The organism is Mesorhizobium sp. WSM4849, assembly GCF_055811385.1.
This window is the reverse complement of sequence record NZ_JBVVPW010000038.1, coordinates 1-14,241: the sequence shown is the minus strand read 5'-3', so window position 1 is coordinate 14,241 and position 14,241 is coordinate 1. Positions and strand designations below refer to the sequence as shown.

Annotated in this window: 11 protein-coding genes and 2 pseudogenes; 8 read left to right on the top strand and 5 right to left on the bottom strand. The window is 63.0% G+C overall.

Annotated elements, in window-relative coordinates; all coding sequences use genetic code 11:
- Window positions 1–194: 194 nt before the first annotated feature.
- Window positions 195–713 (bottom strand): GNAT family N-acetyltransferase, encoded by a 519-nt coding sequence (locus AC0L3L_RS30560; protein WP_473640811.1) that lies wholly within the window; start codon window positions 711–713, stop codon window positions 195–197.
- Between the two features lie 459 nt (window positions 714–1,172).
- On the opposite strand from AC0L3L_RS30560, the gene AC0L3L_RS30555 reads away from it, so the two are divergent.
- A complete protein-coding gene (locus AC0L3L_RS30555) occupies window positions 1,173–3,095 on the top strand; it encodes a GAF domain-containing protein (RefSeq protein WP_473640809.1) in 1,923 nt (640 codons plus the stop codon).
- 365 nt (window positions 3,096–3,460) lie between these two features.
- Window positions 3,461–4,087, top strand: a complete 627-nt coding sequence (locus tag AC0L3L_RS30550) for a class I SAM-dependent methyltransferase (RefSeq protein ID WP_473640807.1) — start codon at window positions 3,461–3,463, stop codon at window positions 4,085–4,087.
- A 232-nt stretch (window positions 4,088–4,319) separates the two neighbouring features.
- Here the strand turns inward: AC0L3L_RS30550 and AC0L3L_RS30545 are convergent, their stop codons facing one another.
- Complete coding sequence (locus AC0L3L_RS30545) at window positions 4,320–4,952, bottom strand: tyrosine-type recombinase/integrase (RefSeq protein WP_473640889.1); 633 nt, start codon at window positions 4,950–4,952, stop codon at window positions 4,320–4,322.
- Window positions 4,953–5,150: 198 nt separating this feature from the next.
- Here AC0L3L_RS30545 and AC0L3L_RS30540 point away from each other — a divergent pair.
- Window positions 5,151–6,052, top strand: a pseudogene (locus AC0L3L_RS30540) (tyrosine-type recombinase/integrase).
- A gap of 2 nt (window positions 6,053–6,054) precedes the next feature.
- Entirely contained in the window at window positions 6,055–7,248 is a 1,194-nt protein-coding gene (locus AC0L3L_RS30535) for an IS91 family transposase (protein ID WP_473640803.1), read from the top strand.
- A gap of 538 nt (window positions 7,249–7,786) precedes the next feature.
- On the opposite strand, the gene AC0L3L_RS30530 is transcribed toward AC0L3L_RS30535, so the two are convergent.
- Window positions 7,787–8,956, bottom strand: coding sequence for an MFS transporter (locus AC0L3L_RS30530; protein WP_473640805.1), 1,170 nt, complete (start codon window positions 8,954–8,956; stop codon window positions 7,787–7,789).
- A gap of 384 nt (window positions 8,957–9,340) precedes the next feature.
- Between AC0L3L_RS30530 and AC0L3L_RS30525 the strand changes: the two are divergent.
- Together AC0L3L_RS30525 and AC0L3L_RS30520 are read left to right on the top strand one after the other, a co-directional pair.
- Window positions 9,341–10,242, top strand: a pseudogene (locus AC0L3L_RS30525) (tyrosine-type recombinase/integrase).
- 2 nt (window positions 10,243–10,244) lie between these two features.
- Window positions 10,245–11,438, top strand: a complete 1,194-nt coding sequence (locus AC0L3L_RS30520) for an IS91 family transposase (RefSeq protein WP_473640803.1) — start codon at window positions 10,245–10,247, stop codon at window positions 11,436–11,438.
- 532 nt (window positions 11,439–11,970) lie between these two features.
- Here the strand turns inward: AC0L3L_RS30520 and AC0L3L_RS30515 are convergent.
- Entirely contained in the window at window positions 11,971–12,354 is a 384-nt protein-coding gene (locus AC0L3L_RS30515; protein WP_473640801.1) for a VOC family protein, read from the bottom strand.
- 215 nt (window positions 12,355–12,569) lie between these two features.
- Between AC0L3L_RS30515 and AC0L3L_RS30510 the strand changes: the two genes are divergently transcribed.
- Window positions 12,570–12,962 (top strand): hypothetical protein, encoded by a 393-nt coding sequence (locus AC0L3L_RS30510; RefSeq protein ID WP_473640800.1) that lies wholly within the window; start codon window positions 12,570–12,572, stop codon window positions 12,960–12,962.
- Window positions 12,963–13,192: 230 nt separating this feature from the next.
- Here the strand turns inward: AC0L3L_RS30510 and AC0L3L_RS30505 are convergent, their stop codons facing one another.
- Window positions 13,193–13,588: an MAPEG family protein gene (locus AC0L3L_RS30505; protein WP_473640798.1), complete on the bottom strand. Its 396-nt coding sequence runs from the start codon at window positions 13,586–13,588 to the stop codon at window positions 13,193–13,195.
- 247 nt (window positions 13,589–13,835) lie between these two features.
- On the opposite strand from AC0L3L_RS30505, the gene AC0L3L_RS30500 reads away from it, so the two are divergent.
- Window positions 13,836–14,241: DUF899 family protein (locus AC0L3L_RS30500; RefSeq protein WP_473640796.1), on the top strand; the 406-nt coding region annotated here is incomplete at its 3' end.

Here is a 14,241-nt window from a genome sequence, read left to right as displayed (position 1 = left end):
TCAGTCCGGCTTCATTGTCGGCTTCTGACGCTCAGGACCTCGCGTTCGCTCACGCTGACATGCCAATCAAACAGCTGAATGACGTCTATTTGGATTGCGAACGGGGAGGCCGCCGGTGCGCTGGGGACGGAAGACGTGATGTACTGTTCGATGCGCGAGTTCCGACTAGGCGCGCGATAGCAGTTTGCGCATAATCAACGATGCATGGCCTTCTGCACCATGCGACGCGGCCCTGCGATCGACCACTTCGAACCATGTTTGCGGTAAAAGGCCATTGCCCGGTCGTTTCCCTCGAGCACTTCCAGTGCGATGCTCGGGATGCCGGAATGGGCGGCAAAGACAGCGTGCAATATATTGGCGGCTAGCGCGGTGCTGTACTCGCTTTGATCGATGTGGAGCCGGTCAAGCATGACGTCGCCGGCTTCATTCATCTTAGCCATCGCGTAGCCGGCAATCGAGCCGTCTGGCCGTTCTGCCACGAACGACATTTTGTTGGTGTCTGTCAGTTCTGCCGCAATCCGCTGCAGCGTGTGATCTTCATCCGAAATCCGGGCCGCGGTCTCGGCACCCATGATTGGCGAGTACGTCCTGCGCCAAGACTCTCCAATGAGCAGCGATACCGACGGCACGTCCTGCTCAGTCATGGCTCTGATTTGCGTCATCGATAACGTCCCCTGCCGGTCAATTATAGCGTTGCCGGACGGGCCGCTCAAATTCGGAGCGGCGGCCTACCGCCGCTTCATCGCATGGGGGGTCACGCCGTTCCCTACACGTACCATCAGGCATGGTCCGCAGGTCGACTCCTACCGATGAGCTAACGTCCGCTATGGAGAAGCACCGCGAATGTCTGAACATGGCGCGAAGTAGCCATTAGCGCTTGGACGAGCGATGTCGGCTTTTGGTGGACGGCGATAGCCGATGGAATGGCCGAGATTGGGCGCAAAGCAGCCGGTGCGAATGTCAGGTCTTGGCGCACAAGCCAGGCGTTCGATGTGCACGCTGGATGCCCAATGGGTCGCCTTCGGGGTCAGTTCCGGCCATTCTCGACAGTCATCATTGCTGACTAATCGCGGAACGGCCGATCGTGCTGGCTGGCGTGACTCGGAGTACCCTACTATTCTCGGGTGGCGCGGCGTCACCGATGTATCGCGCCCTGTCTTCGAGAGGATGATTTGCGCGACTCGGCGTCGGAACTCCAGACTCGGGTTGAGGCGCTCGCACGAGAGCTTGAGGACGCACGCGCGGAGCAGGCTGCGACCGCCGCAGTATTGCGGGTGATCGCTTCTTCTCCGACCGACGTCCAGCCGGTCCTCGACGAAGTCGTCGCGAGTGCGGCGAAGCTCTGCAACTCGTACGATGCAGTTCTTTTGCTGCGCAATGGCGACGCCCTGGATGTCTGCGCCCATTTCGGGCCAGTTCCGATCGATTTCTCCGCTGTGCCGCTGGCCCGCGATTGGGCAGTGGGAAAATCGGTGCTCGATTGCGTGACCATTCACATACCGGATCTCGCAGCTCCAGACCACGAGTTCGCGGCCGGCCGCGCCTCGGCCATGCGGCAAGGCTTCCGGACGGGCCTAGCAACTCCTCTCGTCAGGAGGGGTGAGGCGATCGGAACGCTGACGCTGCGGCGCATAGAAGTCCGGCCCTTCACTGACGAGCAGATCGCCTTGGTGAGTAGTTTCGCCAGCCAGGCGGTCGTCGCCATCGAAAATGCTCAGCTTTTCGAGGAGGTGCAGGGACGAAACCGAGATCTTGCCGAGACGCTTGAGCAGCAGATGGCGACAGGTGCCATCCTGAGCGCGATTGCCGGGTCTCCGACGGATATTCAGCCAGTTCTCGACGTCGTGGCCAAAAGCGCGGCTCAGCTTTGCAATGCCTTCGATGCGACGATTTATCTTCGGGGCTCGGAGTGGCTCTCTGTTGGTGCACACTGCGGACCCATCCCGATCAGCACGACTGGCTTGCCCTTGGTCCGAGACGTTGTAACGAGCCGATCCGTGTTGGATCGATCACCTATCCATATTCATGATCTGACGACCGCTGGCGACGAATTCGAGACGGGGCGGCAGATGGCACAGAGCCTCGGCTTTCGAACAATACTTGCCGTACCGCTTTTGCGCCAGGGCGAAGCTGTCGGAGCGCTGATGATTCGCCGAACGGAAGTTCGGCCGTTCACGGACAAGCAAATCGAACTGCTCAACACCTTTGCCGACGAGGCGGTTATTGCTATCGAAAATGTCCGGCTTTTCACAGAGCTTGAAGCGCGCAATCGTGAGATACTGTCACGATATTTCTCGCCTAACCTGGCACGGCGCCTTGCCGCCGGTGCAGACGAGATCGAGCTTGCCGGGCAGCGCCGTGAGGTGGCCGCGGTCTTCACTGACATCGAAAGCTTCACATCTCTTATCGAGAGAATGGAGCCGGGCACTCTCAGCGACCTGCTCAACGGCTATCTCTCCGGCATGACTTCCGTCGTGTTCTCTCACGAGGGCACTGTCGCGAAGATTGTCGGCGATGCACTGCACATCTTGTTTGGTGCGCCAGGCGATCAACCTGACCACGCCGCACGCGCTATCGCTTGCGCGCTCGACCTCGATGACTTCGCGCAGTCGTTCCGCGAGACGTGGCGACAGAAGAGCACCGCACTGGGTCCCACACGCATAGGCGTACATGCCGGTCCGGCGATCGTGGGCAATTTCGGCGGCGGCCGCTTCTTTGACTACTCTGCCTATGGCGACACCATCAACATCGCCGCCCGACTCGAGGCGGCCAACAAGCAGCTTGGAACACGAATCTGCGTGAGCGAGAGCGTGGCAAGGCAAGTACTAGATTTTCGAGGCCGTCCCGTGGGCGATCTGGTCTTAAGAGGAAGAAGCGAGCCGTTGCGCGCATTCGAGGCGCTGCGGCCCGAGCAGTTCGGTGATGCTTCCACGGAAGCCTATCTGGACGCCTTCGCCAAGCTCGAATCGGCCAACCCCGGCGCGCTTGGCTCGTTCGCCGCCGTAGTAAGCAGTATGCAAGGGGACCGGCTCGCCAGCTTTCATCTCAAGCGGCTGCTCAACGGTGCAACAGGTACTCGGATAGAGATGGATTGAGGGAGAGTGCTGCGATTGACGCGACCGAGGGCTTCGCTTCCATGCTTGCCGGTGCCAAGGCTTGGCTAGAGCTTGGCATCGAGCTGAACCTCGCGGCGGATCGCTTTCCGGACGGATTGCCGCCGGGCTGAGCTCTGTCGAAGGTCCGCTTTCAGGCATAGACATTGTTGAGTAAGCGTCCGACATCAGGCGCATTGCCGCCCGGCAGCATGGGCAATCGGTCGGTAGTGTTTCTGATCGCATTTCTGCTAAAGCTGGGGAACCAAATCGCCCGCGATGTCACCAACTGCCGAAAATTTAAGAGCGCAATGGGCTGATGGGCCTCTCGCTCATCCGGCCTCTTCTCTTGAAGGAGGAGCGCTAGGATGAGCACCGACCGGGATACCGTGCGGTCCTATGACACGGTCGCGGCGGAGTACGCTGCCGAGGCTGCGGCGATGCCCGAATGGGTCGCGACCGAGATCGATGCTTTCGTGACCGAGCTGGGTGGCTCGGGCAGGGTGCTGGAGATCGGAAGCGGTGGCGGGCGAGATGCACTTGAACTTGAGAAGCGGGGGATCAGCGTCCGACGCACTGACATTTCGAAGGGTTTCGTCGAACTGCTTCGCGAGAGTGGCTTCGAGGCCGACCTGTTGGACCCGCTGACCGAAGACTTGGCCGACCCGCAGCGTCCTGGCACGCCGTACGACGGGATCTGGGCCTGTGCCTGCCTGATTCACGTCGCGCGCGAGGATTTCGGCACGGTGCTTGGACGGCTTGCCGAGGCGACCCGGCCCGGTGGCCGACTGCACACCTCGGTTAGAGAGGGCGATGGCGAGGATGTGTCCACACACGGCAGCGCTGCAGCGCCTCGGCGCTACGTCGAGACGTACTGGCGCGAGTCTGCCCTGCGGTCCGCACTCACAGACGCCGGCTGGATCGTCAGCGAGGTACGTCGGTACATCGGAAAGCCCAATGATCGGTGGCTGAGCGTTCGGGCGAGTCGGGCGTGACGCACACAGACCTTCCGGGAATGGCCGGTTGTGGCGCGACCATGAACTCCAGATGGTCACCGCAATGTCCGCTTCCGGGCGAAGGCAAAGATCGCCTCTATGGCCGACATCAGGCGCGTTGCCGCTCGACAGAATTTGGCGTGAGCGGCAAGGCGACCTTGGGGTGACAAGTTTGCTGCCAAGATTACGAGCGGCAGCCCGGTAGCAGAGCCAAGTGGCCGCCGTCCTGCGGTCAGATCTCAGTTCCCTCTGCGAGAGCGAGCGCGTCTTCCATGTCCACTCCAAGATATCTTACGGTGTTTTCGATCTTGGTGTGACCAAGGAGTATCTGCACCGCTCGGAGATTGCCGGTAGCCTTGTAGATGATCGATGCCTTGGTGCGGCGAAGCGAATGCGTGCCGTATTCCTCGGGACGCAGACCGATCGCTCCGACCCATTCATCGACCAGACGGGCATACTGCCTCGTACTGATGTGGGCCGAATGGTCAATTCTGCTCGGGAAGGCATAATCGTCGACGCTTCCGCCTCGCCTTTCCAGCCAAGCAAGCAGGCTCGACCGCGCGTCAGCCATCAGCTCAAACTGAACCGGCCGGCCCGTCTTCTGCTGCACCACCATCGCACGCGGCCGAATCTCGTGACCGACCACTAAGGTGCCGATCTTGATTTTCACGAGATCGCAGCCGCGCAACTTGCTGTCGATCGCGAGGTCGAACAACGCTCGATCGCGCAATCGGGCCTCCCGATCCAAGAAAAACCGGATCGTCCATATCTGCCGAGGCTTCAGCGCTCGTTTCGCGCCAACCTTCTTCCCAGCATTCCAAGCCCGTCGCTCCTGCAGCACAGGATCATATTGAGAATGTCCCATCGTGTATCTCCTTCCAGCTATCATCGGCCGAGAGGGAAACGGGTATCCAAGAAGGGGCTTGGGGGCCGAGGAACGAACCCGCTGCGCGGGATGGGCGCGTGGGGTGAGGTAGAGATCACGAACCGGACGTCGCGCTCGCATTGAGGGTAGTTCGGCAGCGGCAGAGCATTACGGGCTTCTTCAACAAGGAGCCTGACCATGCCCTATCCTGTTCTTGATGCACCTATCAGTCCACTTCGTCAGCGGCTGATCGACGACATGAACATGCGGCGTTTCTCACGGGAGACGCAGCGCAACTATCTCCGCGACATCGGACGCCTGGCGACGTTCCTCGGGCGTTCACAGCGACCACCGACGACCTGCGCCAGTTCCAGATCGAGCAGCAGGACGACGGTGTTCCCGTGCCGACGATGAACAGCATCGTGTCGGCACTGCGCTTCTTCTTCACGCATACGGTCGATCGTCCCGATCTGGCGCGCAAGCTCGTTCGTCTGGCGCACCCGCGCACGCTGCCGGTGGTGCTGAGCCGCGACGAGGTCGCCCGGCTGCTCAACGCCACCACCTGCCTCAAGCACCAGGCCGCGCTGTCGGCCGCTTATGGCGCGGGCCTGCGCGTGGCGGAGGTGTCGACGCTGAAGATCGCCGACGTCGATAGTGAGCGCATGCTGCTACGTGTCGAGCGCGGCAAGGGCGGGCGATACCGGAACGCCATGCTGTCGCAAGACCTGCTCTTGTTGCTGCGCCAGTGGTGGAAGGTCGGACGCCAGCAGGGCGTGATGCACCGCGACGGCTGGCTGTTTCCGGGGCAGCATGCGATGAAGCCCATCAGCACCCGCCAGCTCTATCGCGTGGTCGTCGAGGCAGCGCAGGCGGCCGACATCGCCAAGCGCGTCGGGCCGCACACGCTGCGCCACAGCTTCGCCACCCACCTACTGGAGGACGGCACCGACATCCGGATCATTCAGGTCCTGCTCGGGCACGCCAAGCTAAATAGCACCGCCTTCTACACCAAGGTTGCAACCCGCACGGTGCGCACCGTCACCAGCCCGCTCGACAAGCTTGGCCTCTTCAAGCCGGAAGAGATCTCACCCGACGGCTGAGCGTGCGCGCCTCGATCGAGGTTGCCGATATCTTCCGCACTGCCGGGCCCGCCTACCGGGCCGCCCATGCAGGGCATCTGACACTGCAGCAGTTCAAGGTCATGTCGGCGATCGAGCACTGCCGCACCGCGGCCCTTGGCGGTCACGTGGAGGCCTGCGAGGACTGCGGCCACTGGCGCATCGCCTACAACTCCTGCCGCAACCGGCACTGTCCAAAGTGCCAGGGTGCCGCGGCGCGGACATGGCTTGCCGAGCGCGAGGCCGACCTGCTGCCGGTCGGCTACTTCCACGTCGTCTTCACGCTGCCAGCCGAGGTCGCCGACATCGCCTTCCACAACAAGGCGGCGGTCTACGACCTGCTGTTCAAGGCGGCGTCGGAGACGATGCTGACCATCGCGGCCGATCCGAAGCATCTGGGCGCACGCATCGGCATCACCGCCGTGCTCCACACATGGGGTTCGGCGATGACGCATCATCCGCACGTGCACATGATCGTGCCAGGCGGTGGCATCTCGCCGGACGGAAGCCGGTGGATATCGTCGCGTCCCGCCTTCCTGCTGCCGGTGCGGGTGCTCGGCAAGCTGTTCCGCCGGCTGTTCTTCTCCCGGTTGGTCGCGCTGCACGACGCTGGCCGGCTCGCCTTCTTCGGCGCAATTGCTCATCTCGGAGAACGGCGGGCATTCCTGCGCCACCTGTCGCCGATCCGGAAGAAGCGCTGGGTGGTCTACGCCAAGCCGCCCTTCGCCGGGCCTGAAGCGGTGCTCGCCTATCTGTCGCGCTATACCCACCGGGTCGCCATCTCGAACCGCCGCCTCATCCGCCTCGACGAGAGCGGCGTCACCTTCCGCTACAAGGACTATCGTCGCGAAGGCGCCGACCGGCAGCAGCTCATGACGCTCACCGCGGACGAGTTCATCCGTCGGTTCCTGCTCCATGTCCTGCCGTGTGGCTTCCATCGCATCCGCCACTATGGCCTGCTCGCCGGCTCCGCCCGCAAGGCCAGCCTCGCACTCGCGCGCGAACTGCTCGCGGTCGCGCCTCCCGCCACGAACGATCCATCGGCTGAACCGGACGACTTCCGCCCGCCGTGCCCGTGCTGCGGCGGACGCATGATCGTGATCGAGGTGTTCGAACGGTGGAAGCAGCCGCGCGGACCGCCGGACAAAACGGCGACGAACCGGGAGAACTCTCCATGACCCGGCATGGCATGGTCTCCCCTTCAGCCAAGGGCACTCAGCCTCCGGCAACGGACCCAGGCGCGCGCATCGTGATCATCGGTGTCGACAGGGTAGCAACCAGCCGTGTGCCGGGCCGGCAACAACGCGCGGAGGCGCAACGAAGCGGCCTATCCCCATCCATGCCGGCGCTTCCCAGCGGCGGTCACGCCATCCCGGACATCAGCCGAAACCCGAAATCCCCATAGCCTTCGACTGTGGCCCGCGGGTTCCTTCCTCGGGGAGTTTCGTACGCCTGCCGGCGCCCGAAACTCTTCACGGAAACGGAAAGTCTGCTTTCGGGAACCATATGCGAAGAGCAGCCTTTCCGTTCACGACCTCTCAGCAGACCTCGCGGCTCGCCGGCAGTGGAGATAGGATGAAGGTCAGCGACTGCTGGCTGGACTGACTCCGCAGCCACAGGCGATGAACTCTACTCGGTCATGTCGTCCTTCGGTCTCGGCGTCCCCTTCATCACCATCCCCGGCCGCGGCGGCACAGTGCCGCCACCGGGTGTTCCTTACGCCGGCTTCGCGGCCAGCCGTCTTAACGCCGCCAGCCCGAGCACCGGCCCGGGCACCAGCATCACGAAAACATACTGCGGTCCGGCGGTTTCAATCAGCCAGTCAAGCAGCGCGATCGAAACGATCGTGATCGAGAAGCCGATGCAATTGGCGATCGTCAGCGCCGAGCCGACGAGCCTCGGCGGGGCGAAACGGGCGTTGAGCGTGGAGAATTGGGGCGAGTCGCCGGCAACGACCACGCCCCAGAACAACAGGAAGGCGAGGAACACCGGCAAGGGCGCCAGGAACGCCAGCGGTGAGACGAGGCAGCACAGGCCGGACGCCGACAACTGCATATAGGCAATGCGCGCGCTGCCGATCCCCCGCGAAAGGTAGCCGCCGACCATGCAGCCGAGAAAGCCAGTGGCGATCGCCGCGAAGCTCCACATCGAAACCGTCGCGCCGTCGCTGCCAAGTCGCGCCGCCAGCAGCACCGGCAGGAACGCGTAGAAGGCGTAGAGCTCCCACATGTGGCCGAAATAGCCGAAGGCCGACGCCCGGAAATCGGCCGAGCGGAAGATCGTCGCGAATGCGGCCGGGTCAAACTTCGCGCCCGCTCTGAGCTGCGGCCCGTCCGGCACGAGAAAGAGCATCGCCAGACCGCCGGCGATCGATACCGCCGAGACCGACAGGATCACGCCCTGCCAAGGCAGATCGCCGCCCAGGCCGCGGATGAGATGGGGAAATGCCGTTCCGAGCACCAACGCCCCGACCAGCCAGCCGAGCGCGAGCCCGAGGTCGCGGTCGTACCAGCCCGACGTGATCTTCATGCCTACGGGATACATGCCGGCGAGAAAGAAGCCGGTTGCGAACCGAGCCGCGAGCAGGGGCAGAAACTCACCGCCGCTCGCCAGCGTCGCCGCATTGGCCGCCGCGCCGGCGAGCGTGGAAAGGAAGAAGATGATGCGCGGCGAGTAGCGGTCGGCGATCGCTAGCCAGGCGAAGACCAGCGTACCGGCGATGAAGCCGAGCTGCACGGCGATCGTGATGTCGCCGACGGCGGACGCCGGCAGGCCGGCGCTGCGCTGCAGGTCGGGCATCACCGCATTGCCGGCGAACCACAGCGAAGTCGCGGCGAACTGCGAGATGACGATCGTCGGCAGGATGCGGGCAGGAACGGCGGGCAAGGCGGAATCCTCGTCATGACGTTTAGAATGGTTCCTAGCACGCTGTGCCGCACGGCAGCAGTGACAGGTCGCCGGCGGTTTGCCAGCCAGTCCTTCGCGGCCGCCCGCGGGGAAGAACGCCACGGCGGCGGCTTGTCACCATTTGCTGCTCTCGCGCCTTGCGGGAGCGAACCGCGATATGATCAAAGCGATGCGGCAACGGCCTGCGGAATGATCGAGATGAGGCGCGTTGCTGCTCGGCAGCCTAGGGGCCGGAGAACGAACCCGCTGCGCGGGATGGGCGCGTGGGGTAAGGTAGAGATCACGAACCGGACGTCGCGCTCGCATTGAGGGTAGTTCGGCAGCGGCAGAGCATTACGGGCTTCTTCAACAAGGAGCCTGACCATGCCCTATCCTGTTCTTGATGCACCTATCAGTCCACTTCGTCAGCGGCTGATCGACGACATGAACATGCGGCGTTTCTCACGGGAGACGCAGCGCAACTATCTCCGCGACATCGGACGCCTGGCGACGTTCCTCGGGCGTTCACAGCGACCACCGACGACCTGCGCCAGTTCCAGATCGAGCAGCAGGACGACGGTGTTCCCGTGCCGACGATGAACAGCATCGTGTCGGCACTGCGCTTCTTCTTCACGCATACGGTCGATCGTCCCGATCTGGCGCGCAAGCTCGTTCGTCTGGCGCACCCGCGCACGCTGCCGGTGGTGCTGAGCCGCGACGAGGTCGCCCGGCTGCTCAACGCCACCACCTGCCTCAAGCACCAGGCCGCGCTGTCGGCCGCTTATGGCGCGGGCCTGCGCGTGGCGGAGGTGTCGACGCTGAAGATCGCCGACGTCGATAGTGAGCGCATGCTGCTACGTGTCGAGCGCGGCAAGGGCGGGCGATACCGGAACGCCATGCTGTCGCAAGACCTGCTCTTGTTGCTGCGCCAGTGGTGGAAGGTCGGACGCCAGCAGGGCGTGATGCACCGCGACGGCTGGCTGTTTCCGGGGCAGCATGCGATGAAGCCCATCAGCACCCGCCAGCTCTATCGCGTGGTCGTCGAGGCAGCGCAGGCGGCCGACATCGCCAAGCGCGTCGGGCCGCACACGCTGCGCCACAGCTTCGCCACCCACCTACTGGAGGACGGCACCGACATCCGGATCATTCAGGTCCTGCTCGGGCACGCCAAGCTAAATAGCACCGCCTTCTACACCAAGGTTGCAACCCGCACGGTGCGCACCGTCACCAGCCCGCTCGACAAGCTTGGCCTCTTCAAGCCGGAAGAGATCTCACCCGACGGCTGAGCGTGCGCGCCTCGATCGAGGTTGCCGATATCTTCCGCACTGCCGGGCCCGCCTACCGGGCCGCCCATGCAGGGCATCTGACACTGCAGCAGTTCAAGGTCATGTCGGCGATCGAGCACTGCCGCACCGCGGCCCTTGGCGGTCACGTGGAGGCCTGCGAGGACTGCGGCCACTGGCGCATCGCCTACAACTCCTGCCGCAACCGGCACTGTCCAAAGTGCCAGGGTGCCGCGGCGCGGACATGGCTTGCCGAGCGCGAGGCCGACCTGCTGCCGGTCGGCTACTTCCACGTCGTCTTCACGCTGCCAGCCGAGGTCGCCGACATCGCCTTCCACAACAAGGCGGCGGTCTACGACCTGCTGTTCAAGGCGGCGTCGGAGACGATGCTGACCATCGCGGCCGATCCGAAGCATCTGGGCGCACGCATCGGCATCACCGCCGTGCTCCACACATGGGGTTCGGCGATGACGCATCATCCGCACGTGCACATGATCGTGCCAGGCGGTGGCATCTCGCCGGACGGAAGCCGGTGGATATCGTCGCGTCCCGCCTTCCTGCTGCCGGTGCGGGTGCTCGGCAAGCTGTTCCGCCGGCTGTTCTTCTCCCGGTTGGTCGCGCTGCACGACGCTGGCCGGCTCGCCTTCTTCGGCGCAATTGCTCATCTCGGAGAACGGCGGGCATTCCTGCGCCACCTGTCGCCGATCCGGAAGAAGCGCTGGGTGGTCTACGCCAAGCCGCCCTTCGCCGGGCCTGAAGCGGTGCTCGCCTATCTGTCGCGCTATACCCACCGGGTCGCCATCTCGAACCGCCGCCTCATCCGCCTCGACGAGAGCGGCGTCACCTTCCGCTACAAGGACTATCGTCGCGAAGGCGCCGACCGGCAGCAGCTCATGACGCTCACCGCGGACGAGTTCATCCGTCGGTTCCTGCTCCATGTCCTGCCGTGTGGCTTCCATCGCATCCGCCACTATGGCCTGCTCGCCGGCTCCGCCCGCAAGGCCAGCCTCGCACTCGCGCGCGAACTGCTCGCGGTCGCGCCTCCCGCCACGAACGATCCATCGGCTGAACCGGACGACTTCCGCCCGCCGTGCCCGTGCTGCGGCGGACGCATGATCGTGATCGAGGTGTTCGAACGGTGGAAGCAGCCGCGCGGACCGCCGGACAAAACGGCGACGAACCGGGAGAACTCTCCATGACCCGGCATGGCATGGTCTCCCCTTCAGCCAAGGGCACTCAGCCTCCGGCAACGGACCCAGGCGCGCGCATCGTGATCATCGGTGTCGACAGGGTAGCAACCAGCCGTGTGCCGGGCCGGCAACAACGCGCGGAGGCGCAACGAAGCGGCCTATCCCCATCCATGCCGGCGCTTCCCAGCGGCGGTCACGCCATCCCGGACATCAGCCGAAACCCGAAATCCCCATAGCCTTCGACTGTGGCCCGCGGGTTCCTTCCTCGGGGAGTTTCGTACGCCTGCCGGCGCCCGAAACTCTTCACGACAGCAGACCGGCAGCTTCGGGCTGCGAATATTCAAGAGCGGCCATTCAGGTTAGTGTGGGCATCGTCGTGACCTGACCCTTTCCAGACCTTCCAGAGTCGAATTATTCTTCTTGGAAGCCGACATTGGCCGGAACCAGCATTCGTGACCCAACACGGACATGCGGGACGTTCCACGTGACCGCAGTTTCCAGCGACACAGCCTTCCGGAAACCTGTCGGCTAGATGGAGCGGTTAGTTAAGCGCACTGATGGTGACGTAATATCCGTCAGGATCTCGGAGCGAAAACTCCGTAGTTCCAGTGCTGGGATTCACATGTGGCTCTTCTTCCAGCCGGCTGACGAGCGCCCGCGCCCTTGGCAAAGCTACGTCAAAGTTGTCGACCCGGAAGAACAAGAGGAGGCCGTTGCCAGGCGCGGCGTAGTGGGGACTTGTCAACGTGGGATGCTCGTGGGCACCCCACTCGTGGAGACAAAGCAAGACCGTTCCATCCGAGTCGACGATTTGCCCGAAGTAGTCGTGGGCAGGAGCCGTCTCCGGCAGGCCAAGTAGCAACTGGTACCACTTGATGCTCTGGGACACGTCAGCTACGCCAATGATCGTCCATGTGCGTTTCATAGGTTCTTCTGCTGCCTGACAATATTAGATTGATCCCTGAATGATGCCATTGGCAACAATCGATTCCAGCCGAAGGTCGGCTATTGGCGCGACCAAGTCCCAGGGCCCCGCGTCATGGGCAAACCGTCCTAAGAGTGTGGTATGACCGTGTCGGGTGGTTTGCGGACGCTGAGGAGTGTACACTCTGATTGGTCGGCGCGATGCGGAGGTGTCTCTTGGATCGATCGCTATTTCTCGCCAGACTTCTGGGGCCGACGTTCATCGCTGTCGCGCTCGGCATGCTGATTAATCTCGACGTGTACGAGAGTATGATCGCTGAGGGACTACGCCCTGGCATCCTGTTCTATCTGTCCGGTTTGCTGTCGCTACTCGCTGGCCTCGCAATCGTTAACCTGCACAATAGATGGGAGTTGGACTGGCGCGTAATCATTACAGTGCTGGGTTGGCTAATGACGATCGGTGGCATCATGCGCATCGTCTTGCCCCAGATCGCACTTGCGGTAGGTTCGACAATCTATAGCGGCCGCACCTCAACCGTTGTGGCGGCGTTGATTACCGGCACGCTGGGCGCCTTTCTGAGCTTCAAAGGTTACATCCAGCGCATCTGACTGCGGAGCAATAGTGACCGACGCGTTAACGTCAGCTTGGGGGTCGCATCAGGTCGTAGCGCGAACGGTGACATGAAGGTCGCCTTATGGCGCTAGTTACCGGTTCGGGCCGCCGGCTCAAGCGGCAAAACCTGACCCAATGAGGTCGTTCGAGAGTTGTTCTTGGAACTTCCGCGATGGTGAAGGAAGCGGACGTCGCCGCAGCGGCAATCGGCATACGGTCACGACAGCTAAGGCCAGACTGACGCGAGCAAAAGAAGGATAATTCCAACGAACGCGGCGTTCCAGACGAGCGAGCGCAGCAAGGGAACGCCCGCTGCGTAGAGTAGAAAGTAAACCAATCTGGCCGAAAAATAGAGACCAGCTCCCCATTCGCTCAGCGCGCTCTCACGACCGAGCACGTGAACAAGGAAGAGCGCAGCTACAAACACCGGGAACGTCTCAAGGAAGTTTCGAAGTGCTCTTTCCAAACGTCCTGCTACGCCCGTGAGCGGAGGGACTTCGGTGTCGCGAGAGCTGGCCGTCCAGCGATAACCTCGCTGAAGGCTGGCTGCGTGGGAGGAGACAAGAATCTGGACTAAACAGAGCACGCAGCTCGCTGCAAGCATCGTTAGTTCGAAGCTCATTCAACCCTCACACCTGCCCGTTCTTCAAAGACCTTACCAGAATCGTGCATTGTATGCCGGTCCGCTGGCCGGACTGACTGTCCCGCCGAGGGTCGGAACAGGTGCGCATCGGGCACCAAGCGTTCGACTTCCACGACTAGGCGGGCCGGCTGAGCTGCCCCGAAGCGAACGTTGCCACGTGCGGATCGTTTCGGGTCCGCTGGAGCTGTGCTACAATTCAGCGCACTCGCTTTCGCTGGAGTCATCCATGGGCGTTTCCTTTCCGAATGAAAGTCCGGAGTATCGCGCCGCTCGCAACAGGCTATTGCAGCGCGAGGTGGCACTCAGGCGCGAAATGGAGGCGGTGGCCGCGGAGATCCGAGCACTCCCGCCGGGCGGGGCCGTTCCCGAAGATTACGAATTCGACCACATTGACACAAACGGGGCAGCAGCGAAGGTGCGCCTGTCCGAACTGTTCCGGCCCGGCACCGATACTTTGATCCTCTACCATTACATGTTCCCCCGACACCGCAGCGACAAGCGACGGGGTCCGAGCAGCGGGCCAGCGGCAGAGCTTCCGATTGAGGAGGGACCCTGCCCCATAGGCGCTAACTTAGGGCATGAGCGTTATCCTTGCTGCGGCGGATTGGCTTTTTCGTCGCCTCGGTGGATCG

Bases quoted from the DNA above. Each gene is read 5' to 3' on its own strand.
- AC0L3L_RS30550 (WP_473640807.1), top strand. From the start codon at position 3,461: ATGAGCACCGACCGGGATACCGTGCGGTCCTATGACACGGTCGCGGCG.
- AC0L3L_RS30545 (WP_473640889.1), bottom strand. From the start codon at position 4,952: ATGGGACATTCTCAATATGATCCTGTGCTGCAGGAGCGACGGGCTTGG.
- AC0L3L_RS30515 (WP_473640801.1), bottom strand. From the start codon at position 12,354: ATGAAACGCACATGGACGATCATTGGCGTAGCTGACGTGTCCCAGAGC.
- AC0L3L_RS30505 (WP_473640798.1), bottom strand. From the start codon at position 13,588: ATGAGCTTCGAACTAACGATGCTTGCAGCGAGCTGCGTGCTCTGTTTA.